The organism is Pseudomonas sp. BP11-1-1 (assembly GCF_052112105.1).
Lineage (GTDB): Bacteria > Pseudomonadota > Gammaproteobacteria > Pseudomonadales > Pseudomonadaceae > Aquipseudomonas > Aquipseudomonas alvandae.
Map to the genome: position 1 here is coordinate 180486 of NZ_JAUTYU010000002.1, position 22806 is coordinate 203291.

The 22806-nt window shown below is 64.6% G+C and carries 17 protein-coding genes; 10 read left to right on the plus strand and 7 right to left on the minus strand.

The genetic code is table 11. The features are described from left to right. The first annotated feature begins 1 nt into the window (after nucleotide 1). The 9 genes from Q7C33_RS04380 (at nucleotide 2) to tagQ (ending at nucleotide 13939) form a co-directional block, all read left to right on the plus strand. A complete protein-coding gene (locus Q7C33_RS04380; RefSeq protein WP_030138245.1) occupies nucleotides 2–1312 on the plus strand; it encodes a DotU family type VI secretion system protein in 1311 nt (436 codons plus the stop codon). Further along, nucleotides 1309–4809 carry a type VI secretion system membrane subunit TssM gene (gene tssM, locus Q7C33_RS04385; RefSeq protein WP_407682904.1) on the plus strand — a complete coding sequence of 1167 codons (3501 nt, stop codon included), beginning with the start codon at nucleotides 1309–1311 and terminating at the stop codon, nucleotides 4807–4809. Before Q7C33_RS04380 ends, tssM begins: the two co-directional genes overlap by 4 nt. Further along, nucleotides 4806–5459: a type VI secretion system-associated protein TagF gene (gene tagF / locus Q7C33_RS04390; protein WP_407682905.1), complete on the plus strand. Its 654-nt coding sequence runs from the start codon at nucleotides 4806–4808 to the stop codon at nucleotides 5457–5459. Before tssM ends, tagF begins: the two co-directional genes overlap by 4 nt. Then, nucleotides 5460–6191 (plus strand): PP2C family protein-serine/threonine phosphatase, encoded by a 732-nt coding sequence (locus Q7C33_RS04395; RefSeq protein WP_030138248.1) that lies wholly within the window; start codon nucleotides 5460–5462, stop codon nucleotides 6189–6191. Next, a complete protein-coding gene (locus tag Q7C33_RS04400; RefSeq protein WP_334598527.1) occupies nucleotides 6188–9280 on the plus strand; it encodes a serine/threonine-protein kinase in 3093 nt (1030 codons plus the stop codon). The genes Q7C33_RS04395 and Q7C33_RS04400 overlap by 4 nt, the downstream gene beginning before the upstream one ends. Further along, entirely contained in the window at nucleotides 9280–9996 is a 717-nt protein-coding gene (locus Q7C33_RS04405) for an ABC transporter ATP-binding protein (RefSeq protein ID WP_198796203.1), read from the plus strand. The genes Q7C33_RS04400 and Q7C33_RS04405 overlap by 1 nt, the downstream gene beginning before the upstream one ends. Further along, complete coding sequence (locus Q7C33_RS04410; protein WP_030138251.1) at nucleotides 9996–11192, plus strand: ABC transporter permease; 1197 nt, start codon at nucleotides 9996–9998, stop codon at nucleotides 11190–11192. The genes Q7C33_RS04405 and Q7C33_RS04410 overlap by 1 nt, the downstream gene beginning before the upstream one ends. Continuing rightward, the gene (locus Q7C33_RS04415; protein ID WP_030138252.1) at nucleotides 11185–12912 is read left to right on the plus strand and encodes a formylglycine-generating enzyme family protein; all 1728 of its coding nucleotides are present in this window, start codon (nucleotides 11185–11187) and stop codon (nucleotides 12910–12912) included. Before Q7C33_RS04410 ends, Q7C33_RS04415 begins: the two co-directional genes overlap by 8 nt. An 85-nt stretch (nucleotides 12913–12997) precedes the next feature. Beyond that, nucleotides 12998–13939 carry a type VI secretion system-associated lipoprotein TagQ gene (gene tagQ / locus Q7C33_RS04420; RefSeq protein ID WP_030138253.1) on the plus strand — a complete coding sequence of 314 codons (942 nt, stop codon included), beginning with the start codon at nucleotides 12998–13000 and terminating at the stop codon, nucleotides 13937–13939. 520 nt (nucleotides 13940–14459) lie between these two features. Here tagQ and Q7C33_RS04425 read toward each other — a convergent pair. Further along, nucleotides 14460–14840, minus strand: coding sequence for a DUF6124 family protein (locus Q7C33_RS04425; RefSeq protein WP_407682906.1), 381 nt, complete (start codon nucleotides 14838–14840; stop codon nucleotides 14460–14462). Between the two features lie 457 nt (nucleotides 14841–15297). Here Q7C33_RS04425 and Q7C33_RS04430 point away from each other — a divergent pair, with 457 nt between their 5' ends. Continuing rightward, a complete protein-coding gene (locus Q7C33_RS04430) occupies nucleotides 15298–15678 on the plus strand; it encodes a helicase (protein WP_217860632.1) in 381 nt (126 codons plus the stop codon). Between the two features lie 186 nt (nucleotides 15679–15864). On the opposite strand, the gene Q7C33_RS04435 is transcribed toward Q7C33_RS04430, so the two are convergent. The 6 genes from Q7C33_RS04435 to exbB form a co-directional block, all read right to left on the minus strand. Next, complete coding sequence (locus Q7C33_RS04435) at nucleotides 15865–17262, minus strand: aminoacyl-tRNA deacylase and HDOD domain-containing protein (RefSeq protein ID WP_407682907.1); 1398 nt, start codon at nucleotides 17260–17262, stop codon at nucleotides 15865–15867. 79 nt (nucleotides 17263–17341) lie between these two features. Then, entirely contained in the window at nucleotides 17342–19417 is a 2076-nt protein-coding gene (gene recG / locus Q7C33_RS04440) for an ATP-dependent DNA helicase RecG (protein ID WP_334598523.1), read from the minus strand. 9 nt (nucleotides 19418–19426) lie between these two features. Continuing rightward, the gene (locus tag Q7C33_RS04445) at nucleotides 19427–20347 is read right to left on the minus strand and encodes a hydrogen peroxide-inducible genes activator (protein WP_030142183.1); all 921 of its coding nucleotides are present in this window, start codon (nucleotides 20345–20347) and stop codon (nucleotides 19427–19429) included. Between the two features lie 285 nt (nucleotides 20348–20632). Then, a complete protein-coding gene (locus Q7C33_RS04450; RefSeq protein ID WP_030142182.1) occupies nucleotides 20633–21388 on the minus strand; it encodes an energy transducer TonB family protein in 756 nt (251 codons plus the stop codon). Then, complete coding sequence (gene exbD, locus Q7C33_RS04455; RefSeq protein ID WP_030142181.1) at nucleotides 21385–21813, minus strand: TonB system transport protein ExbD; 429 nt, start codon at nucleotides 21811–21813, stop codon at nucleotides 21385–21387. Before exbD ends, Q7C33_RS04450 begins: the two co-directional genes overlap by 4 nt. Nucleotides 21814–21819: 6 nt before the next feature. After that, nucleotides 21820–22791, minus strand: a complete 972-nt coding sequence (gene exbB, locus Q7C33_RS04460) for a tonB-system energizer ExbB (protein WP_030142180.1) — start codon at nucleotides 22789–22791, stop codon at nucleotides 21820–21822. Nucleotides 22792–22806 lie beyond the last annotated feature (15 nt).

Here is a 22806-nt window from a genome sequence, read left to right on the forward strand (position 1 = left end):
GATGAGCAACGACGATCGTACCCAGTTCATGCCGACGCCCGGTGGCCGTGGCGCGGATCCGTTCCGTCCGGACCCGGCACGCCAGCAGCCGGCACCCGCACCGGCGCCGTTGTCGATGCCGGCCGCGCCAGTCCTGACCGGCAAGGCCCAAGGCCTCAACCCGCTGGAAAGCGCCGCCGGCCCGCTGCTGGCCCTGCTGACGCGCCTGCGCAACACCATCGCCCACCCGGCGCCGGCCAGTTTGCGCGCGCAACTGTTGGCGTACCTGCGCCAGTTCGAAGAGCGCGCCGAGGCCGCCGGTGTGGTGCGCAACGATGTATTGCTGGCCCGCTACGCCTTGTGCACCGCGCTCGATGAGGCGGTATTGAGCACGCCCTGGGGCGGCACCAGCGACTGGGGCAAGCAAAGCCTGTTGATCACCGTGCACAACGAGGCCTGGGGCGGCGAGAAGGTGTTCCAGCTGCTGGAGCATTGCCTGCAAAGCCCGCGCGAGCGCCTGTATCTGCTGGAGCTGCTGTACCTGTGCATGTGCCTCGGTTTTGAAGGCCGCTATCGGGTGATGAACGACGGTCGCAGCCAACTCGAAGCATTGCGCGAGCGCACCAGCGCGGTGATCCGCAGCGCCCGTGGCGACTATGAACGCGAGCTGTCGCCGCACTGGCGCGGCGTCACCGTGGCCCGCGATCGACTGGCGCAATTCATGCCGCCGTGGATTGCCGTGGCCATCGGTGTGGCTTTGCTGCTGGCGCTGCTGTTCGGCCTGCGCATGAAACTGGCCGCCGATGCCGAGCCGGTGTTCAAGAACATCCATTTCCTCGGTGAAATCCCGGTGCAGACCATTGACCGTCCGGTGGTGCAGCCGAAAGTGATCGAGCGCCCACGCCTGGCCGGTTTCCTTGCCGATGAAATCCGCTCCGGCAAGGTCGCCGTGGAAGACGCCGTCGATCGCTCGGTGGTGACCATCCGTGGCGATGAACTGTTCGCCTCCGGCAGCGCGAGCATCAAGGATGATTTCCAACCGCTGATGCTGCGCATCGCCGATGCCGTGCGCAAGGTCAAGGGCCAGGTGCTGGTGACCGGCCACAGCGACAATCGTCCGATTGCCACGTTGAGGTTCCCGTCCAATTGGGCCTTGTCCGAGGCACGGGCGCGGTCGGTGCTGGACATTCTTTCGGCCAAGACCGGCCAACCCGAGCGCTTCAGCGCCGAGGGCCGCAGCGACACCGAACCGTTGGCGTCCAACGCCACGACCGAGGGACGTGCGCGCAATCGTCGGGTTGAAATCACAGTGTTGGCGGAGGGGGTCGAGTGAAGGCGTTTTTCAGTTTCATGATCCGCTGGGTCATTCCATTGCTGGGGCTGATTGCCCTGAGCCTGATCATCTGGTTCGTTGGCCCGCTGCTCGATTGGCTGGTGCCAGAAGGGCGGCGCTGGACGTTGATCATCCTGGTGTTCGCGGTGTGGATCGCCTACCGGGTGTTCCGCATTATCCAGGCCCGCCGCCAGGCCGCGGAAGTGATGCGCAGCCTGGCCGCGCAGACCCCGCCCGACCCGACCAGCATCGCCACCGCCGAAGAACTCGAGACCCTGCGCCAGCGCATGGACGAAGCCTTGGCCTTGCTCAAGAAAGCCAAGCTCGGCGGCGACGAGCGTCGCAACCTCTACGAACTGCCGTGGTACGTGATCATCGGCCCGCCGGGCTCGGGCAAGACCACTGCGCTGGTCAACTCCGGCCTGCATTTCCCGTTGGCCGCGCAACTCGGTGCCGGTGCCGTGCGCGGTGTCGGCGGCACGCGCAACTGCGACTGGTGGTTCACCGACCAGGCGGTGCTGCTCGACACCGCTGGCCGCTACACCACTCAAGACAGCGACGCGACCGTCGACAAGGCGGCGTGGCTGGGTTTCCTTGGCCTGTTGAAGAAGCAACGGGCGCGTCGGCCGATCGATGGCGCGTTCATCGCCATCAGCCTTTCGGACCTGCTGTTGGGCAGCGACGCCGAACGCGCCGCCCACGCCGCAGCGATTCGCCTGCGGATCCAGGAGTTGTACACCCAGCTAGGCGTGCGTTTCCCGGTCTACCTGATGCTGACCAAGCTCGACTTGGTGCCGGGCTTCATGGAGTACTTCGACAGCCTGAGCAAGGAAGAGCGCGCCCAGGTCTGGGGCATGACCTTCGCCCTGGACGATGGCAAGAGCAACGACAGCCCGTTGGCGCACCTGCAAAGCGAATTCACCTTGCTGGAGCAGCGTCTCAACGACCGCCTGGTGGAACGCCTGCAACAAGAACGCGACCCGGCGCGGCGCGACCTGATCTACGGCTTCCCGCAGCAGTTCGGGGCGTTGAAGGACTGCCTGCAAAGCTTCCTCGACGGCGTGTTCAAACCCAACGCCTTTGAAGAGCGGGTGTTGCTGCGCGGTGTGTATTTCACCAGCGGCACCCAGGAAGGCAGCCCGATCGATCGCCTGATCGGCTCCATGGCCCAGAGCATGAACCTGGACCGCCAGCACCTGGCGCGCCAGACCGGCACCGGGCGCAGTTACTTCATCGAAAAACTCTTCAGCGCCGTGGCGTTTGCCGAGCGCGGACTGGTGGGTGTCGATCCGAAGGTCGAGCGTCGACGCAAATGGATCGCCCGTGGTGTGCTCGCGTCCACCGTCGTGCTGGTGTTGGTGGTCAGCACGTTGTGGTGGGTCAGCTACCGCGCCAACCAGGCCTACATCGCCCAGGTCGATCAGAAAGTCGCGCCGCTGGGCCAGACCGTGCAGAACCTCAGCCCGGCCCAGCGCGACGTCCTTGCGGTGTTGCCACTGCTCAATGCCGTCAAGCATTTGGCCGGCGACGCGCCCGACTGGGCTGAAGGCCTGGGCCTGTATCAGGGCGACATGCTCGAAGCCGAGTCCGGCAGCGTCTACCGCAAGCTGTTGATCGCGGTGTTCGCGCCACGCCTGCTGACGCGCATCGAAGAGCAACTGCACAGCGGCGGCAATTCGGACTTCCTCTACGAAGGCTTGAAGGCTTACCTGATGCTCGCTGATAACGAGCATTACGACGCCGACTTCATCAAGGCCTGGATCGCCCTGGATTGGGACCGCAGCCTGCCACGGGATTTGCCGGCCGAGCAGCGCCTGGCCTTGACCGGGCATTTGCAGGCGCTGTTCGAGCGGCGTCCGCCGACCGCGCGCCTCGACCCGCGCCTGATCGAAGACCTGCGTCGCCAGCTGCAACAACTGCCGGTGGCCCAACGCGTCTACGACCGCATCAAGCGCCAGAAGCTGCCCGAAGGCATCCCGGACTTTCGCATCAACGAAGCCGCCGGGCGTGACGCCGCGTTGGTGTTCAGTCGCAAGAGCGGCAAGCCATTGGGCGAACCGCTGAGCGGGTTCTTCACCGTCAAAGGCTACCGCCAGGGGTTCTTGCTCAGCAGCCTGAGCCAGACCGGCACCCTGGCCGAAGAACAATGGGTACTGGGCCACGAAGAGGCCGATCAGCAGAACGTCGCCAGCCTGGCCGCCGATGTGCGTCGCTTGTACTTCCAGGACTACATGCGCCAATGGGACGCCTTGCTGGCCGACATCGACTTTGTGCCGATCACTAGCGTGGCCCAGGCCGCCGACGTGCTGCGGGTGATTTCCGGCCCGACCTCGCCGTTGAAAAAGCTGCTGGTGGCGGTGGCGAAGGAAACCGACCTGCAACAGGATGAACGCCTGCTGGCCGCACAAGGCGCGCCGGTGGAAGGTGGCGTGGACAAGCTCAAGGAGCGCCTGGGCAGCTTGCTCGGCCAGGAACAGGCGACGTCAAACGCGCCGGCCACCAGCGATGACCCGATCACCGCGCATTTCGCCGAGCTCAACAGCATCGTCAACAAGAACGAAGGCGAACCTGCAGCTATCGACGGCCTGCTGTCCGACATGAACGCGCTGTACGTGCAAGTCAGCGCCATGGTCGGTGCCAGCGGCGATGCCTTGCTTGGCGAGGCCAAGAACCAGGCGTCGGCCGCCGCGACCCGCGTCAGCCTCAATGCCGAACGCCAGCCGCCGCTGGTGCAAGGCCTGGTCAAGTCGGTGGTCAACTCCACCACCAACACCATGATGGGCGGGGTACGCAATCAACTGAACGCCGCCTGGACCAGCGAAGTGGTGAACATCTATCGCCAGTCCCTGGCCGGGCGTTATCCGATGTCGCCGGGCAGCGCGCGGGACGCGACCCTGGATGACTTCGGCCAGTTCTTCGGCGTCGGCGGGGTGATGGACAACTACTTCCGCAAGTACCTGCAACCGTACGTGGACACCTCGACGCAGACTTGGCGCTGGCAGCCGGGCGCGGCGCAGAAGCTCGGGATTTCCCCGGGTGTGCTGCAGACCTTCCAGCGTGCGGCGACCATCCGCGATGCGTTCTTCCGTTCCGGCGGCACGCAGCCGATGGTGCGCTTCGAGCTCAAGCCGGTGGCGATGGATTCGACCATCACCCAATTCCTCCTCGACCTCGACGGCCAGCAGTTGAGCTACGACCACGGCCCGAGCCGGCCGACCGCCATGCAGTGGCCGAACCCAGGCAGCATCGGCGTGGTGCGGATCTCGATCATGCCACCGTCGTCCAGCGGTCGTTCCGGCATCACACTGGACGGGCCGTGGGCCTGGTTCCGCCTGCTGGAGCAATCGGACCTGACCGCCGGCAACTCGCCGGATCGCTTCAACCTGCGGCTGCGGGTCGATGGCGCCAGCGCCTCTTACGAATTGCGCGCCAACAGTGCGTTCAACCCGTTCAAGAGCCGAGTACTCAGCGGTTTCAGCCTGCCGGAGCGTCTATGAGTACGCCGGGCTTCTATGGAAAGTTGGCCAGTCGCGGGGACTTCGTCAGTCGCGGCTTGCCCCAGAGCTTTATCGGGCCGTGGGACTCCTGGCTGGCGGCGGGTTTGCTCGCCAGCCAGACCAGCCTCGGCGAGCGTTGGCTGGACGCCTATCTGGTCAGCCCGCTGTGGCGTTTCATGGTCGCGCCCGGCGTGTGCGGGCCGGACGCTGCCGTTGGCGTGGTGATGCCGAGCATCGACCGGGTCGGGCGCTATTTTCCGCTGACCGTCGCGGTATTGCTGGACCCGGATGCGGACCCGGCCTCGGTGGTCGGTGGCGCGGACGACTGGTTCGAGCGGGTCGAGAACCTTTTGCTGAGCACATTGAGCGTCGAGGCCAGTTTCGAGGCATTCAACGAACAGCTGGAAAACCTGGGTAGCCCGATGTACCTGCCGCGCACCCCGAGCAGCCGCTTCGCCAGCCTGCATCGCTTCGACGCCACCGACCCGCAGCGAAGGATGAACGCCCTCGCCGAGTCGTCCTGCGAAGGCGCGAGCCTGTGGTGGGGCCAGGGTTCGGAGCGCATCGCGCCCGGTTTGATGCGCTGCCAGGGATTGCCGGCGGCGGCTGATTTTGCGCAATTTTTGCTCGGCCAAGAAGGTGTTGTGTAGATGCGTCCAAGTGCCGGAAAAGCAATCAAGTCTGCCAGCAAGAGCCACGTCGGCATGGTCCGCCAGGTCAACGAAGACGCCTGCCTGGACCTGCCGGAAAACGGCCTGTGGGTGGTGGCCGACGGCATGGGCGGGCACGCGGCGGGCGACTACGTCAGCAGCCTGATCGTCGATAGCCTGCGCAGCATCGCGGTAGGCCGTTCCCTGGATGAATACATCGCGGCGCTGCAAAGCGACCTGCTGCGGGTGAACGCCGCCGTGCGCGAAGAAACCGCCAACCGTGGCGTGACCATGATGGGCAGCACCGTGGTGGTGCTGGCCGCCCGCGACCTGCGCGGCATGTGCCTGTGGGCCGGCGACAGCCGCTTGTATCGCTTGCGCGACGGCGTGCTCGAAAGCATTTCCCGGGACCACAGCTACGTCCAGGATTTGCAAGACAGCGGCCTGCTCAGTGAAGCCGAGGCCCGCGTGCATCCGCGCGCCAACATCGTCACCCGCGCCATCGGCGTCGAGGCGCAACTGAACCTGGCGATGACTGAGCTGTTGCTGGTGCCCGGCGACAGCTACCTGTTGTGCAGCGACGGCCTGACCAAGACCGTCGAGGACGAGGAAATCCGTGAAGTCTTGAGCCACGACGAGCCCGGCGAGATCGCCAGCAGCCTGGTGTCCCTGGGCCTGATGCGCGGCGCGCCGGACAACATCACCGTGGTCGTCGTGAAGGTGCCGTCATGAGCTTGACCCTGAACATTGTCATCCCCGGATACGACATCGACGGCGAGATCGGCGAAGGCGCGATGGCCAGCGTGTACCTGGCGACCCAGCGCTCGCTGGAACGCAAGGTGGCGCTGAAAGTCATGGCCGCCGCCCTGGCCGCCGACCCGACGTTTTGCGAACGTTTCCTGCGCGAAGGCAAGACCCTGGCGCGCCTGTCGCACCCGCACACCGTCACCATCCATGACATCGGCAACGTCGGTGAGTTGTATTACATGGCGATGGAATACCTGCCCAACGGCACGCTCAAGGAGCGCATCGCCGCGGGCCTGACGCCGGAGCAGGGCCTGACCTACATCCGCCAGATCGCCTCGGCCCTGGGTTACGCTCACGGCTTGGGCCTGGTCCACCGCGACGTGAAGCCGGCCAACATTCTGTTTCGTGCCGACGGCACGGCGGTGCTCTCGGACTTCGGCATCGCCAAGTCCCTGGACGACCGCACCCAATTCACCCAGGCCGGTTTCGCCGTCGGCACACCGAGCTACATGAGCCCGGAACAGGCCCGAGGCCAAGACATCGATGGCCGCGCCGACCTGTACGCCCTGGGTGTGGTGCTCTACGAAATCCTCGTCGGCAAGCTGCCCTACACCGGCAGTGACGCGCTGTCGACGGCGCTGGCACACCTGACCGAACCCTTGCCGGAACTGCCGGTGCATCACGGCCGTTACCAGGACGTGTTGCGCAAGCTGCTGGCGAAGGATCCGGCGGAGCGCTTCCCGGACGCGGCGGCGTTGCTGCGGGCGTTGGACAATTTGCCCCAGGAATCGTCGGAAGCGACGCTGATCCGGCCGTTGTCGTTTGAACTGCCTGCCGTGCCGCCTCCGGTGGATGACTTGGCGGGATTGACGCCCATGTCCATCGACATTCCCAGCGGGCCCGCGCAACCGCAGTCGCAGCCACAACCCAAGCCTGTTCCGCCGCCGGCCAAGCCGACGCCGCAGTCCACCGTGTCGGAGCAGCGCAAGGGGCCGGTGTTCGCCCTGGCGGCTGTCGCGGTTGCCGTGGCGCTGGCGTTGGGCGGCGCGGGTTATTGGTGGTTGGCTGGCGGCGATGGCAAGGAAGTGAAGACGCCGGTGGCCAAGACAACATCGGTCAAGCCTCCGGAGGTCGCCCCACCGAAAGCCCCCGAGGTACCTGCGGTCAAGCCTCCCGTCGCCCCTCCAGCCCAGCCGCCCGTGGCGACCGAGGCCGACGGCGGCCAGCGTCCGCTGCTGATGGCCGGCAAGAAAACCCTGTTCCAGCGCGTGCTCAGCAAGCCGGGAGCGAAGTTGGCCGCCGAACCGGGCGCCGCGCCGGACAAGGCTTTGCCGGCGTTTTCCGTGTTGTATGTCTACCAGCGCAAAGACGTGGATGGCAGCGGATGGGTGCGCGTCGGCGCGGCCACCGACGGACGCAGCGACGGCTGGTTGCCCGCCGCCCAGGTCAGCGACTGGAAACAGAGCCTGGTGCTCAAGTTCACCGAGCGCTCCGGCCGTGCGCCGGTGATGTTCCTGCGCCAGCCCGGCGAGGTGGAGAAGCTGCTGGCCAATCCGTCGGCGGCCAAGAACGTGTTGCTCAAGGCCCAGCAGAGTCCCCAGGACGACCAGCAAGTGCTGGCCCTGGAACCGGCCGCCAGCGCCGTGCCGCAGAACCAGTTCTACCTCTTGCCGATCTTCGATTCCCGCGAGAGCTTCGACGACAACGGCCAGCCGGTGCAGTTGTTGAACGTGGCCTCTATCGACCCGGGCAACATCCCCAAGGCTTCGGGCAACACACCGATCACCACCGCCAACGCCGACGCGTTCCGCACCGCCGTGGTGCTGGTGGTGGACACCACCGTGTCGATGCAGCCCTACATCGATCAGGTCCGTGACGTGGTGCACCAGCTGCAGACCCGCATCGGCGAACGCGGCGAACTCGACAGCGTCAGTTTCGGCATGGTCGGTTTTCGCAGCAGCATCAAGAAAACCCCGGGCCTGGAGTACACCGCCAAGACCTTGATCACCCTGGAACAGGGCCGCGACCCGCAACGCTTCCTGGAGATGGCGCGGCAGGTCAAGGCCTCCACGGTGTCGAGCCATTCGTTCAACGAAGATGCGTTCGCCGGGGTCATGGAAGCCGTCGAAGGCATGGACTGGTCCGGCTACGGCGGACGCCTGATCCTGCTGGTCACCGATGCCGGTGCGCTGCGCAAGAACGACCCGTTCGCCGCCACGCAAATGAACGAGGCCGAAGTGCGCCAGGCGGCGCTGGGCAAGCAGATCAAGATCTATGCGCTGCACCTGCTCAGCGACGCCGGCAAGAAGACCCACGCCGGCGCCCAGAGCCAATACCGCACGCTGACCGCCGACGCCAACCCGCAGATCGGCGACCTGTACATCCCGGTGCCGGGCGCCGATGTGCGCAAGTTCGGCGAGCGCGTCGACGAGATCGGTTCGGTGTTCGCCGACCTCGTCCATCAAGTGCGCAGCAATAAGCCGCAGAGCGTGCCGTTGCTCAGCGCCGCGCCAAGCCTGACCGACAAATCGGCAGCGGTCGGCTACGCAATGCACATGGATTTCCTGGGGCGCAAATCCGCCAGCCAGGCGCCGCAACTGGTCAGCGCCTGGACCGCCGACCGTGACCTGACCAACCCGGCGCTGCCGGCATTCCAGGTCTGCGTGATGCTGACCAAGCTGCAACTCAACGATCTGCAACAGTCGCTGAAACTGATCGTCGACGCGGCGCGCAAGACCCAGAGTTCACCCAAGGACTTCTTCCAGGAAATCGCCAGCGCCAGCGCCTACATGAGCCGCGACCCGTCGGCCCTGCGCAAGGGTGGCAACCTCGCCACCGGCGGGATTCTCGGCGAGTACCTGGAAGGGCTGCCGTACCGCAGCAAATCGCTAAACATGACCCAGGACTTGTGGCTGTCGTTGAGCGTCGCCGAGCAGGAGGATTTCATCGACGAGCTGGAGTCGAAGATCCGCCTCTACGAAACCTTCCACAATGACCTCGCCAACTGGGTGCGCTTCGGCGATGCCGAGCCGGGCGATGCGTTGTACCGCGTTCCGTTGTCGACGCTGCCGTGATGCTGAACCTGAGCGCGGTGCACAAAAGCCGGGGCGCCGGCGGCCAACGCTACAGCCTGGTGATACCCCGGCTGCAACTGCGCGCCGGTGAACAACTGGCGGTGGTCGGCCCCAGCGGCTGCGGCAAGAGCACCTTGCTGGACTTGCTGGCGCTGGTCCTGGCGCCGGATCAGGCCGGGCAGTTCGACTTCACGCCCGCCAACGCGCCGCTGGACATCGCCAAACTGTGGCGTGCGTCGCAACAAGGCACCTTGGCCGAGCTGCGCAGCCGTCACCTGGGCTATGTTCTGCAAACCGGTGGCCTGCTGGGCTTCCTGGACGTACGCGGCAACATCGAGTTGTCGCGCAAATTGCTGGGCTTGAAGGATGACGGCAGCGTGAAGCGCCTGGCCGGACAATTGGACATTGCCGATCAACTGGACAAGAAACCGGCGGACCTTTCCGTCGGCCAGCGCCAGCGGGTCAGTTGCGCCCGGGCGTTGGCCCATGGCCCGCGCCTGCTGCTGGCCGATGAGCCGACCGCCGCCCTCGACCCGCTGAACGCCGAACGCGTCATGCAATTGCTGGTCACCCAGGCCCGCGAGCACGGCGTGTGCTGCGTGGTTGCCACCCATGACGAAGCGCTGGCCCGCGCCAGCGGCTTGCAGGTGCGCCGCATCAGTTGCCGTCGCGATGTCGACGGTGGCGTGACGGCCACGCTCGGGGAGGCTTGCTGATGCGCGGCGCGCTGGTGGCTTCCCTGGCCTGGCAGGATTACCGCAACGACGCCTGGCTGTCGGCGTGTTCGGTGCTGGCGTTGGTGGCCGTGGTGGCGCCGTTGCTGGTGCTGTTCGGCCTGAAGTTCGGCCTGGTCAGCAGCCTGACCGAACGCCTGCAAAACGACCCGGCCACCCGGGAAATCATTCCCTTGGGCGGCGGCCGCTTCAGTGCCGGATTCGTTGAACAGTTGGCGCAGCGCAGTGATGTGGCGTTTGCCTTGCCGCGCACCCGACAGATCGCGGCCACGGCGGACCTGAGCAGCGAGGCTGCCGCCGTCACGGTCGAGATGATTCCCACTGCCGCTGGCGACCCTTTGTTCGATCACCTGCCGGTGCCACAAGGCTTGGATCAAGTGGTGCTCAGCCAGACTGCTGCTGAAAAGCTCGGCGCCAAGGCCGGTGATTGGTTGCAGGCCAGTTTCGGTCGGCAGGTGGCCGGTCGCAGCGAGGCGCAGCGCACGCGGGTTCAGGTGTTGAACGTGCTGCCGCTGGAAGCCTTTGCGAGGGACGGTTTGTTCGCACCGTTGGCCTTGCTCGAAGCCGCGGAAGATTACCGTGACGGTCGCGCCGTGCCCGCGTTCGGTTGGCCGGGCGATGCGGTGGGCGAGGCCGGGCAACGGGTCTATCCGGCGTTTCGCTTGTACGCGCGCAACTTGGGCGATGTCGAGCCGCTGCGCCAGTTCTTCGCCGGGCAGAACCTGTTGGTGTCGACCCAGGCCCAGACCATCGCACAAGTGCAATCGTTGAGCCGCAACCTGTCGATCGTGTTCTGGATCATCGCCGGGTTGGCGTTGGCCGGCGCCTTCGCGGCGATCTTTGCCGGTGCCCTGGCGGCGGTCGAACGCAAGCGCCGCGAGCTGTCGGTGCTGCGCCTGTTGGGGGTTTCCACCGCGGCACTGTTGTTGTTCGTGGTGTTGCAGGCGCTCTACAGCGCCACGTTTGCGGCCCTGCTGAGCGCTGGCCTGTATGGCCTGGCGCAGTCGGGCCTGAATCTTTTATTTGCGCAGATGCCCGGCGAGTACGCCAGCCATCTGCTGGTGCGTCATTACACCTTGGCCCTGGTGGCCGTGCTCGGCGTCAGCGCCGTCGCGGCGGCTTGCGGTGGTTGGCGGGTGGCGCGCATCCAGGCGTGTGAAGGAATTCGCGATGTATAAGTTATTGGGTGCCGCCGTGGCGCTGAGCCTGGCCAGTCTGGTCTGGGCGGATGAGGGCACGGACAAGCTGGACAATCCCAAGCCGTTGCCCGACGACGTCAGCCTGCCGCTGCCGTGTGAAGGGCAGATGGTGTTCCGCTACGTCTATATCCTCGCCCAAGGCACCCTGGACGATCGCGAGATCAGCCTCGGCTACCCGTTCAGCGAAGGCGAGGCGGGCTATCAACAGTCGTTCATTTCCGGCTACCGGCGCGACTTCATCAACGGCCAGTTCACCCTCAAGGACCTGCCCAAGGACTGGAACAAGACCATCACGCCGTTGATGCCCAAGACCGACGCCAAGACGCCGCTTAAGCCGATGCTGTACTTCATCGGCAAGTACGAAGTCACCGCTCGCCAGTACGCCCAGGTCATGGCGCAGGCGCAGTCGCTGGCCAGTGGCGAAGCGGCGCCGGCCTGCGAGGCGCTGTTGGCCGAGTTGCCCCAGGGCATGGCCGGGCGCTTACCCAAGGTGAAGCTGTCGAAGTTCGAGGCCGAGCGCTTCTCGGCGGTGTACAGCGCCTGGCTGATGAAATATCACAAGGACCTGCTGCCGGTGAGCGGTCGCGGCACTTCCGCCGAAGACGGCGGCCTGGGCTTCGTGCGGCTGCCCACCGAAGTGGAGTGGGAGTTCGCCGCCCGGGGTGGGCAAGCCGTCAGCCGTCAAGAGTTGGAAGGCCGGCTGTTTCCACGACGCCTGGAAGGCAGTGAAAGCGACGGGCCGCTGGCCGATTGGGCGGTGTTCAACCAGGTCGCCGGCGGCACCGGCCAGGCTGCGCGGCTGATGCCTATCGGCACCAAATTGCCGAACCCCATCGGCCTGTTCGATGTGGTCGGCAACGCCGCCGAGATGGTCCAGGAATCGTTCCAGTTGGTGCACGCCGGTCGCCGCCAGGGCGCCTATGGCGGCTTCGTGGTCAAGGGCGGTAATTACCTGGAAGGCGAGGGCACGCTGTTCACCGGCATGCGCCGCGAGTACCCGTTATTTGCTGCCGACGGCACTGAGCAAAGCAACGAAACCACCGGTTTTCGGGTGGCCGTCGGCGCGTTGTCGGCGCCGCGTTCGCGCTACAAGGAATTGTTCGCCCAGTGGCAGAAGGAGGGCCGGCTTGCATCCTTGACCGATGCCATCGACGACGCCGACGACCCGACCAAGCGCCTGGACAGCATCATCTCCGCGAGCACCGATCCGCGCCTGCAAGCCGAGTTGGGCCTGGTCAACGAAGAGCTCAAGCGCAACGTCTCGCTCATCGCCCAGCAGCGCGAAGAAGCGGCGGGCAACCTGATCCAGTCTTCGGCGCTGGTGGCCGAGACCATCAACAACTACAACATCCGCCTGACCAATCTGCAGAACAGTCGGCAGGCGGCCTTGGATGCCAAGGACGAGGCCAGCGCCACGCTGTTCGCCACGGCCATCGACAACGGCCGCAGTGCGCTGGACGGCGCGGTGGCGATCTACATCGACAACCTGGCAACCGGCACGCGCTACACCGATGCCGTGATCCAGGCGCAGTTCCAGCGCATCAAGGAAGAGCTTGAGCGCAAACCGGTACTGGGCAAGAGCCTGGTGGCGCGTGCAACGTTATTCGTTCGTCATGTCGGGGATTATCGTCAGCAGAAACGAGCCGACCCGGCGGCGATATTGAAGGAATTGCTCGCATCGAATGCTCAGCGGTCTTGAGTGTTCGTTGTCAGCGAGCTTGGAAGGGACTCAGGCGGCGATAGGGCTGCGCTGAGCTGGTCAAAACTTAAACGAGAACACAACTATGCTTTTCTCCCGTAAACCTTTTGCTTCGGTTTCCAAGCGTCATTTGCTGCTGGTCGCTGTTGGCTTCAGCACCGTACTGACCGGCTGCGCTTCGTCGCCGACCTCCAAGGTCGCTTCGAGCACCAAGGTCGAGTACTACCCGAATTGCTACGAGCCGGTGCAGCACCTGCGCTCCACCGAAGGCAACATGACCAAGTCGGTCGTCACTGGCGCAGCCGTCGGTGCCGTCGGTGGTGCGCTGCTGGGCGCCCTGACCGCCGACAAGGAAGACCGTGGTCGCAACGCCGCCATCGGTGCCGCGGGCGGCGCCCTGGCCGGTGGTGCAGCTGGTTACTACACCGAGCGCCAGAAGCAGATCGCCGATGACAACATGCGCATCGCTTCCTACGCTGCCGACGTCAGCAAGAGCGCTTCGGACATCGACCGCAGCACCGCGTACGCCAAGGCTTCGCAACAGTGCTACCAGAACGCGTTCAGCAAACTGGTTGCCGACCGCAAGGCCAAGACGGTCAACGACACCGAGGGCCGCAAGCGCCTGGCGGAAATCGTTGCCGGCCTGAAAGAGTCCAACGACCTGATCGTCGCGGTGAACGGCAAGGCGTCCGAAGACCTGAACAACTACACCCAGGCTTACGAGAAAGACCTGCAACAAGTGGGCGTGCAGCGCACTGACGTGGTGACCGTGGCCACTGCTGACACCACGCAGGTTGTGGCGGCGCAGACCAGCACCAAGACCAAGAAGAAAGTGACGCCGGCGAAGAAGAAAGAACTTCCAGTGGTGCCGAAAGAAGCGGTCGCTACCGAGAAGACTTTGCAGGATGCCAAGGCCAAGCAGGATCAGAGCAAGCAGGTTGCGAGTGCCGGTACTACGCAGGTGAACAGCATGTGCAAGAACCCGGACCTGGGTGACTGGGCGCCGGTTCCTTGCCCGAATGTTTGATCGGGTGCATATCCGTTGCTGCGGTGATGGCGGCTGGCGGTTACGCCCTTACGGCGTGTCACTTTTGGCAAACGCCCCAAAAGTAACCAAAAGGTCTTGCCCCACCACTCGGCACCTCGCCTAGGCTCGGTGTGCCCGAACGCAGGCATTGCTCCGTGGGCCGCCGCGAAGGGTCATCCATGACCCAGCGCGGCTAACCCGGCATCCATGCCGGGTTGCCCACTGCGCAATACCTGCGTTCGGCCATCGTGGTTAACGGGGCCCCAAAATCAAAAGCCAAGCCGAGGCGGCCTTAAAGCCGACCTGGCTTTGGGTGAGACCGTGTTTCCTCTGTGGGAGCGGGCTTGCTCGCGAAGGCGGCCGTTCAGCTTGCATCGATAGCGACTGATCGACCGCTTTCGCGAGCAGGCTCGCTCCCACAGTTGTTTTGTGGTGACCGAAATATCTGCGACAACCCCGATCCCTTGTGGGAGCGAGCTTGCTCGCGAATGCGTCGGTTCAGCTTGCCTCTATGTCCGTCCTATCCCTTGGCTGCGGACGCCGCCCCCTTCGTCTCCAGATGATCCAACGCCCGCTCGACCAACAACTGCACCCCATCGGCCATGCGGCTGATCGCCAGGGCGATGCAGCGGCGTGATTCGTCGATGTCGTCGGCCAGGTCGGCGGCGATGGTGCTGATGGAGAGCAGGTCTTCGGAGGCGTTGGCGAGCAGGGTTTCGGTGTCGATGTGGGGAGAGACGATGAAGAGTTGGTCTTTGTCGGGTTCCGGCGGTGAGGCGGGGTGGGGCTTGAGGTAGTAGTCGAGGGCGCGGTTGGTGGCGTCTTCGAGGCGTTTTTCTTCGAGTTTTTCGGCGCGGGATTTGTGTTCGTTTTTCGGTGGATTCGGTGAATGCTTGACCATATCTATGTACCAGAGTTGGGGTCGACATCCTTTCGCTTGCATTCGAAGAGGTGGCAACTGTACGTAGGTGTGCAAGACCGGTCCGGTACCGCCGGCAGACCCGAAGGTCTCCCACGCACAATTGCCATAACGGACGCGAGCATAAAAAAATGCTCGATCAATAGCCATAACCAATTGCGTACCAGTCCGGACTTGCACGTCCGTGTCACCGTTTTTTTGCGATGACGAACAGAGGTTAGCGGCCCTGGGGACCGCTGCCTAGTTCATGGACAGCCCGGCGTATTGAAGGAAATGTCCGACGAGTCTGAAGGCCAACGAATGACGCTTCTAAACGTGACTTGGCGGTCATCATGCGCAAAAGATGGCCGATCTTCCGCAAACTGGATTCGATGATGGCGTTCTTCTGAAGAATCGCTAAACTGCGCCAGCCGTTCATTTTTCTCACGAGGCTGTGCCGATGAAATTTCGTTTCCTGTTGTGGCTGCTGGGGTGGTTGATGGGCAAGGCCAGCCGCACCAATCCGGCGTTCCAGCAGCAGCTGGGCGACAAGGAGCTGGTGTTCCAGCTGCAAACCCTCGACGGCAAGGTTGCCCGGCACTTCACCGTGAAGAACCAGCGCATCACCAGCCAGTCGGGTGTTTATCCGACGCCGGCCTTCGCCATCGCGTTCAAGGATGCAGGCTATGGCTTCGCCACGATGCAGGCGAAGAACAAGCAGTTGGCATTCATGACGGGGATCCAGGACAAATCGATCCAGATCAAGGGCAACCCGGCGCTGGTGATCTGGTTTCAGGGGTTGATGAAGTATTTGAAGCCGAGGAAGGCGAAGAAGGCTTGAGCCCAGTGAGTCACTGTTCTGAGAGAGGCTTCTGTGGCGAGGGGATTTATCCCCGCTGGACTGCGCAGCAGGCCCCAAAAAGCTAAGTGCGGTGAGCCTGCTTAACCGGGGGGCTAGGTTTTAGGGCTGCTTCGCAGCCCAGCGGGGATAAATCCCCTCGCCACAACAGCCCATCTGCCGCATTCATTAGTGGCTGAACTGCGAAGCCAGCTCCCGCAGCAGCACTTCAGCCTCAAGCACCTTGCTCACCACATCATCGGCCTTTTCCCGAGTCAGCCCTACGCGATCGAGCAGTGCATCCGGGATCTCTTCGTCCGGACCGGAGCCGATGCTGCGCGAGCGCAGCAGGCGCACGGCCAGGCACACCAGGTTCGGGTAGGCGGCGTATTCGCCGTCGTAGTGGGGGTCGTGCTGGAAGCGCAGGGCGGTGGCCAGTTCGTCGGGCATGTCCCAGTAGCGCATCAGCCAGGCGCCGATCTGCTCGCGGCTGATGCCCAGCAGATGTTGCTCCACGTAGCTGTGGCACAGGTGCGGGTTGACCTCCAGGTGCCGACAGATCAATGAAAAATGCGGCGGGAACACATGGGCCAGCAGCAGATAACCGAAGTTGTGCAGCAGGCCCGACAGGTAGGTCAGGCCGCCTTCCGGGCGCTGGGCGCGGGGCATGGCGCGGGTCAGGCCTTCGATGACGGCGGCGGTGTAGATCGATTGCTGCCAGTACGGCGTGGTGTGTTGCGGGTGATCCTTGGGCAGGCTCAAGGTCTTGCCCAGGGCCAGGCCCAGCGCCAGGTTGATCACCAGGTCGAAGCCCAGCACGCGGACGATGGCGTCTTCCACCGAGCGAATCTTGCCCGGCGACGCGTAGTACGGTGATGCAGCCCAGCTCACCACTTGCGCGGCCAGGGCCGGGTCGGTTTCGACGACGCCGGTGATGTCGTCGATGGTGGCGTCGGGGTCGACCCGCAGCTTGATGATTTTCTGCGCGGTTTCAGCCAGCGGCGGGATCTCGATGGTTTCTTCCAGCCGTTGCTGGATGCGCCGGGCGGTGAATGCCTGTACCGCTTGGGTGATTTCCTTGCGGTCGTCGTCCGGGCGGTCCAGGTTCGGGGTGATGTTGCTCACAGGTTCGCCGAATGTCGCGGCGCTGGCCTTGGTGAGCATGGTCTTGAAGGCTTCGCTGGTGACTTCCAGAAGCAACCCCGGCTCACCGGAATTGATCAGCAACTTCGGCTCGCGCAGCAGGCCTTCTTCGTACAGGCACGGCGAACTGGTCAGCGCGGGCAGCCCCGGCAGCAGGCTCAGGCTGTGTTTGCCGAGCATGCGTTCCAGGCGCTCGGTCGGCACCGCCGTGAGCTTGCGGCCCGTGAGTTCGGCGAGGCGGTTGAGGTCCAGCAATTGGCTTTGCGGAAACAGCACCATGAGCGCGCCGACGGCGTCGTGCAACAGCACGGCCTGCACTTTGCGAGCGGGGTTGAGGCCCGGTCGTTCGATGACTTCGTCAAAGGCGATGCCCAATTTCTCGAGCAACTGCCGAATCACAGACGGAGCGTGCGGGGTTTCGGGAACGAGGGCAGCTTCAGTCATGGTCTGTATCCGTTTTCCTACAAGTGGGTCAGTATAACCAGCTTGTCCAACAGGCGCGTCCAGAAAACTGAGCGCGTGCTCACACTTGGCCGTATTGCTGCCCATGTCGCAGCCAGCGGTCCAGCAGCGGGCTGACATGGTCGGGCCAGCGCTCCAGCAGCGCCTGGGCAGCATCGCGTACTGCCGGGAGCAGGTCGGCGTCGCGCATCAGGTCGGCCACCTTGAATTGAAGCAGACCCGTCTGGCGCGTGCCGAGCATTTCACCCGGGCCGCGCAATTCGAGGTCTTTTTCGGCGATGACGAAACCGTCGTTGGTTTCGCGCATGATGCCCAGGCGCTGACGGCCGATCTGTGACAGCGGCGGGTGATACAGCAGCACGCAATGGCTGGCGGCGCTGCCCCGACCGACGCGGCCACGCAACTGGTGCAGCTGCGCCAGACCCAGGCGCTCGGGGTTCTCGATGATCATCAGGCTGGCGTTGGGTACGTCGACGCCGACCTCGATCACGGTGGTGGCGACCAGCAGTTGCAGGGCGCCGGCCTTGAACTCGGCCATCACCGCGGCTTTTTCGGCGGGCTTCATGCGACCGTGGATCAACCCGACCTTCAATTCGCCGAGGGCGGCGGTGAGGTCTTCATAGGTGGTTTCGGCCGCCTGGCAGGTCAGTTCTTCCGATTCTTCGATCAGCGTGCAGACCCAATAGGCTTGCCGTCCTTCGGTGCAGGCGCTGCGCACGCGCTCGATCACTTCCACTCGTCGGGTATCGGTGACCAGCACCGTGTTGACCGGCGTTCGACCGGGCGGCAGTTCGTCGAGGATCGAGGTGTCGAGGTCGGCGTAGGCACTCATCGCCAGGGTCCGCGGGATCGGTGTCGCGGTCATGATCAGTTGGTGCGGGCACATCCGCCCGCCGACGCCTTTCTGCCGCAGGGCCAGGCGCTGTTGGACGCCGAAGCGGTGCTGTTCGTCGATGATCACCAGGGCCAGGTTCTTGAACTGCACTTCGTCCTGGAACAAGGCGTGGGTGCCGACCACCATCGGCGCGCCCTCGGCGATCTGCGCGAGGGCGGCGGCGCGGTTCTTGCCCTTGAGCTTGCCGGCCAGCCAGGCGACTTCGATGCCCAGGGGTTCGAGCCAGCGCTGGAAGGTGATGAAGTGTTGCTCGGCGAGGATCTCGGTGGGCGCCATCAACGCCACCTGATACCCGGCTTCCAGCGCTTGCAGGGCGGCGAGGGCAGCGACCACGGTCTTGCCCGCGCCCACGTCGCCCTGGATCAGCCGCAGCATTGGCTCGGGCTGGCTCAGGTCGTAGGCGATTTCGTTGCCGACCCGCTGCTGCGCGCCGGTGGGGGTAAAACCGAGATTGGCCAGGTAGCGAGCCGGCAGCTTAGTCGCCTTGGGCATGGCGGGGGCGCGCAGCGAGCGCAGGCTTTCGCGCAGGCGTTGCTGGGACAGTTGATGAGTCAGCAGCTCTTCGAAGGCGAGGCGATGCTGGGCCCAGTGGTGTCCGAGGGCGAGCTCTTCCACATCCGCGTCGGCAGGCGGGTGATGCAGGTAGCGAATCGCGTCGGCCAGCGGCGCAAGCTGATAATCCCGGGCCAATTCCTTGGGCAGCCAGTCCGGCAGGCTGGTGGGGCCGAGCATTGTCAGGGTTTGCTGGCAGAGTTGGCGCAGGCGCTGTTGGGTCAGGCCTTCGGTGAGCGGGTAGACCGGCGTCAGGGTTTCCGCGACGGGCGGCGGCTCGTCGCCGGTGATGGCGCGGTATTCCGGATGATAGATCTCCAGCCCCGAGGCACCGGGCCGCGCCTCGCCGTAGCAGCGCACGCGGGTGCCACGCTTGAGGCCTTCCTTTTGTGCATTGCTGAAGTGATAGAAACGCAGGCTCAACCCGCCGGTGCCGTCCTGCAGGCGCACCACCAGGCTGCGACGCCGGCCCATGACCACGTCGGCGCCGCTGACGGTGCCTTCCACCACCGCATCCTGCCCGGGCCGCAAATGACCGATGGGCACCACGCGGGTGCGATCCTGATAGCGCAACGGCAGGTGAAACAGCACGTCCTGGAGGTTTTCCAGGCCGACCTTGGCCAGTTTCTCGGCCATGGCTTCACCGACACCCTTGAGTGTCGTCACCGGCACTTTCGACAGCTCAGTCATGGCTACGGCTTACTTGGCGGCAGGCGGCTTGGCCACGGAGCACAAGCGGATCGAGTCGGCGAGGATCTCGATGGCCTTGGGTCGCGGGAAGCTGGCGCGCCAGGCGATGGCAACGGTGCGGAACGGCACGGGGGCCGTCAGCGGGCGGACTTCGATCACGCCGGGGGAGTAATGATGGCTGTCCACCGCCGACAACGGCAGGATCGAAATGCCCAGGCCGGATGCGACCATGTGGCGAATGGTTTCCAGGGAGCTGGATTCCACCGTGGTGTGCTTGGCGCCTTCGCTGCCCTTGGTCAGCGTCGGACAGGCTTCGAGTACCTGGTCGCGGAAGCAGTGGCCTTCGCCGAGCAACAACAGGCTCTTGTCGTTGAGCAGGGCCGCGTCGATGGTTTTTTTCTGGGTCCAGGGGTGCTGGGCCGGCATCAAGACGTAGAACGGCTCGTCGTAGAGGGGCAGGGTCAGGACGTCGGCTTCGTTGAACGGCAGGGCGATGATGATCGCGTCCAGTTCGCCGTTGCGCAGCTTGTCACGCAGCACGTGGGTGAAGTTTTCTTCGATATACAACGGCATCTGCGGGGCAACCCGGTGCAGTTGTGGAATCAGGTGCGGGAACAGATACGGCCCGACGGTGTAGATCGCGCCGACTTTCAGCGGGGCGGTCAGCTGGTTCTTGCCGGCCTGGGCCAGTTCGCGAATGCCCTGGGCCTGTTCCAGGACCTTTTGCGCCTGGGCGACGATGCCTTCGCCCACCGGGGTCAGGCGCACGGCGCTTTTGCTGCGCTCGAAAATCAGCACACCGAGTTCGTCTTCAAGCTTTTTCACACCCACCGACAGCGTCGGCTGGCTGACATGGCAACGCTCGGCCGCGTGGCCGAAATGCTGCTCTTGGGCGAGGGTCACGATGTAGCGTAATTCTGTGAGGGTCATGGCGAAACGTCCGTGAAGTTGCGAGCCAAGCATACCGGCTGCAATCGATAGACGCACGTTATCAGACTGGAGGCGCGGTGCGACACTGGCGAATGTCTGATGTGGTGAGGGGATTTATCCCCGTTGGGCTGCGAAGCGGCCCCAAAAACAGGATTGGCGACGGGAAAGCCGGGGGGCATGTCAGCTTTTTTAGGGCCGCTACGCGCCCCAGCGGGGCGGTGCGACGTTTCGCTAAATCCCCTCGCCACAAATAAGAAGCCCCTAACAGGGGCTTGCAATTTGAGGTCAGCGCCGACGCTTGTCGATGGAATACAGGAACGGCGCCGTCAGTTCGACCGTGCCGTTGGTCAGCAGGTCGGCCGGTGGCTTGGGCAGCGGTTGGGCGCGGCGGATCATTTCCAGGGTGGCCCGGTCCAGATCGGCGTTGCCTGACTTGCCCACCAGTTCGAAGGACAACACGTTGCCTTCGGCATCCACCACGAACCGCAAGCGGTTCATGCCTTCCTTGCCGCGTGCCTGGGCGCTGGCCGGGTACTTCTTGTATTTGCCCAGGTGCGCCAGCAGCGTGCCTTGCCAGCTCGCCTTGGCTGCCATTTGCGCGGGCGAAGGGCCTGGGGCCGGCTGCGCGGACTTCTCGGTCGGCGCCTGGGTGGGCTGAGTGTCGGCGGGCTTCTGCTCCGACGGCGTTTCCTTCGGCGGCTCCGGCTTTTTCTCCACCGGCTTGGGCTTGGGCGGTTGAGGCTTCGGCTTGGGCTTGACCGGCTTGGGCACGGCGATTTCCGCCTTCGGCGCTTCGGCCAGTTTCGGCAGCGGCAGCTCTTCCACCGGCTCGGGCGGTTGCGGCGGTGTGACGACTTTTGGCGGGGCAGGCGGTGGCGGCGCTGGAACCGGGGCCAGTTCGACCATCATTGCCTGGGGCGGCAATTCGATGGGCGCACGTGTCGTCCAGTTCAGCGTCAGCGCGATGGCGAGCGCGTGCACGCCCAGCACCACGGCCAGGCTACCGCTGTAACGCGTCAGCTTTTGGCGCGTCGTGATCATTTTTTCGGCGCCGTCTCGAGTCCGACCAGGCCGACCTTCAGGTAACCGGCGCCGCGCAGGGCGTCCATCACGCTCATCAGGTCGCCGTAATCCACGCCTTTGTCGGCCTGGAAGAAGATCGTCGTGTCTTTCTTGCCCTGGGTCTTGGCGTCCAGGGTCGGGCCGAGGCTCTCGACCTTGATTTCCTCTTCGCCCAGGAACAGGCGCTGGTCAGCCTTGACGCTCAGGAACACCGGTTTTTCCGGCCGTGGCGACGGCTTGGCCGTGGACGCGGGGAGATCAACCTTGATGTCCACGGTGGCGAGCGGGGCGGCCACCATGAAGATGATCAACAGCACCAGCATCACGTCGATGAACGGCGTGACGTTGATTTCGTGGTTCTCGGCCAGATCGTCGTCTGCGCCTTCTTTCAAATGCAGGCCCATGGCCGATTACCCCACTTTCACCATGTGCGGTTGCGAGCCACGCTCGGGCGGCAGGTGATCGAGGTCGCGGCTGACCAGCAGCAGGACTTCGGCCGAAGCATCGGAAACCTGGGCCTTGTAGCCAGCGATGGAGCGAGCGAAGACGTTGTAGATCACCACCGCCGGGATGGCCGCGACCAGGCCTAATGCGGTCGCCAGCAAGGCTTCGGCAATGCCGGGGGCGACGACGGCGAGGTTGGTGGTCTGGGTCTTGGCGATGCCGATGAAGCTGTTCATGATCCCCCACACGGTACCGAACAGGCCGACGAATGGCGCGGTGGAGCCGATGGTGGCGAGCACGCCGGTGCCGCTGCTCATGTTGCGACCGCAGGCAGCCACCAGGCGCTCGAGGCGGAAGCTGACGCGTTCCTTGATGCCTTCCTTCTCGCGGCTGTTGGCCGACAGCTGCATTTCTTCGAGCGCGTCGTGCACCAGCAAATTGGCGAGGGTGCCTTCCTTCGCGGCGCTGGCGCTGGCTTCCTTGAGGGTGGCGGCCTTCTTCAGTGCGGCGATTTCACCCCGCAGGCGACGCTTGGCGCCCAGCAGTTCGAAGCCCTTGGCGATCCAGATGGTCCAGGTGATGATCGAGGCGATGGCCAGGCCGATCATCACGGCTTTGACGACCACGTCGGCGTTTTTGTACATGCCCCAGGGCGACAGGTCGTGGGCCATGCCCAGGGTGTTGTCTGCTTCGAGCACTTGAGGCGCGTCGGCTTCGACGGCCTGAGTCTGATCGGTGGCCACGGGCGTCGCAACGGGTGCGGCCGGGTCGGCGGGTGCCTGGGCGGCGGCCGGCGCGGTGGCCGGAGTCGTGGCGGGTGCCTGGGCATCAGCGAAGGCGGCGCTTGGCGCCAGCATCAGGCTGAGCAGCAGGGCTGCCACCGCGCTCCAGGCGCGAGGTCGGTTGGTTGGCGAAGCGGAAGAGAGAGAGCGTGTCATGCTGGCCGGACCTGA

Bases quoted from the DNA above. Each gene is read 5' to 3' on its own strand.
- Q7C33_RS04380 (WP_030138245.1), top strand. From the start codon at position 2: ATGAGCAACGACGATCGTACCCAGTTCATGCCGACGCCCGGTGGCCGT.
- tagF (WP_407682905.1), top strand. From the start codon at position 4,806: ATGAGTACGCCGGGCTTCTATGGAAAGTTGGCCAGTCGCGGGGACTTC.
- Q7C33_RS04395 (WP_030138248.1), top strand. From the start codon at position 5,460: ATGCGTCCAAGTGCCGGAAAAGCAATCAAGTCTGCCAGCAAGAGCCAC.
- Q7C33_RS04400 (WP_334598527.1), top strand. From the start codon at position 6,188: ATGAGCTTGACCCTGAACATTGTCATCCCCGGATACGACATCGACGGC.
- Q7C33_RS04405 (WP_198796203.1), top strand. From the start codon at position 9,280: ATGCTGAACCTGAGCGCGGTGCACAAAAGCCGGGGCGCCGGCGGCCAA.
- Q7C33_RS04410 (WP_030138251.1), top strand. From the start codon at position 9,996: ATGCGCGGCGCGCTGGTGGCTTCCCTGGCCTGGCAGGATTACCGCAAC.
- Q7C33_RS04415 (WP_030138252.1), top strand. From the start codon at position 11,185: ATGTATAAGTTATTGGGTGCCGCCGTGGCGCTGAGCCTGGCCAGTCTG.
- tagQ (WP_030138253.1), top strand. From the start codon at position 12,998: ATGCTTTTCTCCCGTAAACCTTTTGCTTCGGTTTCCAAGCGTCATTTG.
- Q7C33_RS04425 (WP_407682906.1), bottom strand. From the start codon at position 14,840: ATGGTCAAGCATTCACCGAATCCACCGAAAAACGAACACAAATCCCGC.
- Q7C33_RS04430 (WP_217860632.1), top strand. From the start codon at position 15,298: ATGAAATTTCGTTTCCTGTTGTGGCTGCTGGGGTGGTTGATGGGCAAG.
- Q7C33_RS04435 (WP_407682907.1), bottom strand. From the start codon at position 17,262: ATGACTGAAGCTGCCCTCGTTCCCGAAACCCCGCACGCTCCGTCTGTG.
- recG (WP_334598523.1), bottom strand. From the start codon at position 19,417: ATGACTGAGCTGTCGAAAGTGCCGGTGACGACACTCAAGGGTGTCGGT.
- Q7C33_RS04445 (WP_030142183.1), bottom strand. From the start codon at position 20,347: ATGACCCTCACAGAATTACGCTACATCGTGACCCTCGCCCAAGAGCAG.
- Q7C33_RS04450 (WP_030142182.1), bottom strand. From the start codon at position 21,388: ATGATCACGACGCGCCAAAAGCTGACGCGTTACAGCGGTAGCCTGGCC.
- exbD (WP_030142181.1), bottom strand. From the start codon at position 21,813: ATGGGCCTGCATTTGAAAGAAGGCGCAGACGACGATCTGGCCGAGAAC.
- exbB (WP_030142180.1), bottom strand. From the start codon at position 22,791: ATGACACGCTCTCTCTCTTCCGCTTCGCCAACCAACCGACCTCGCGCC.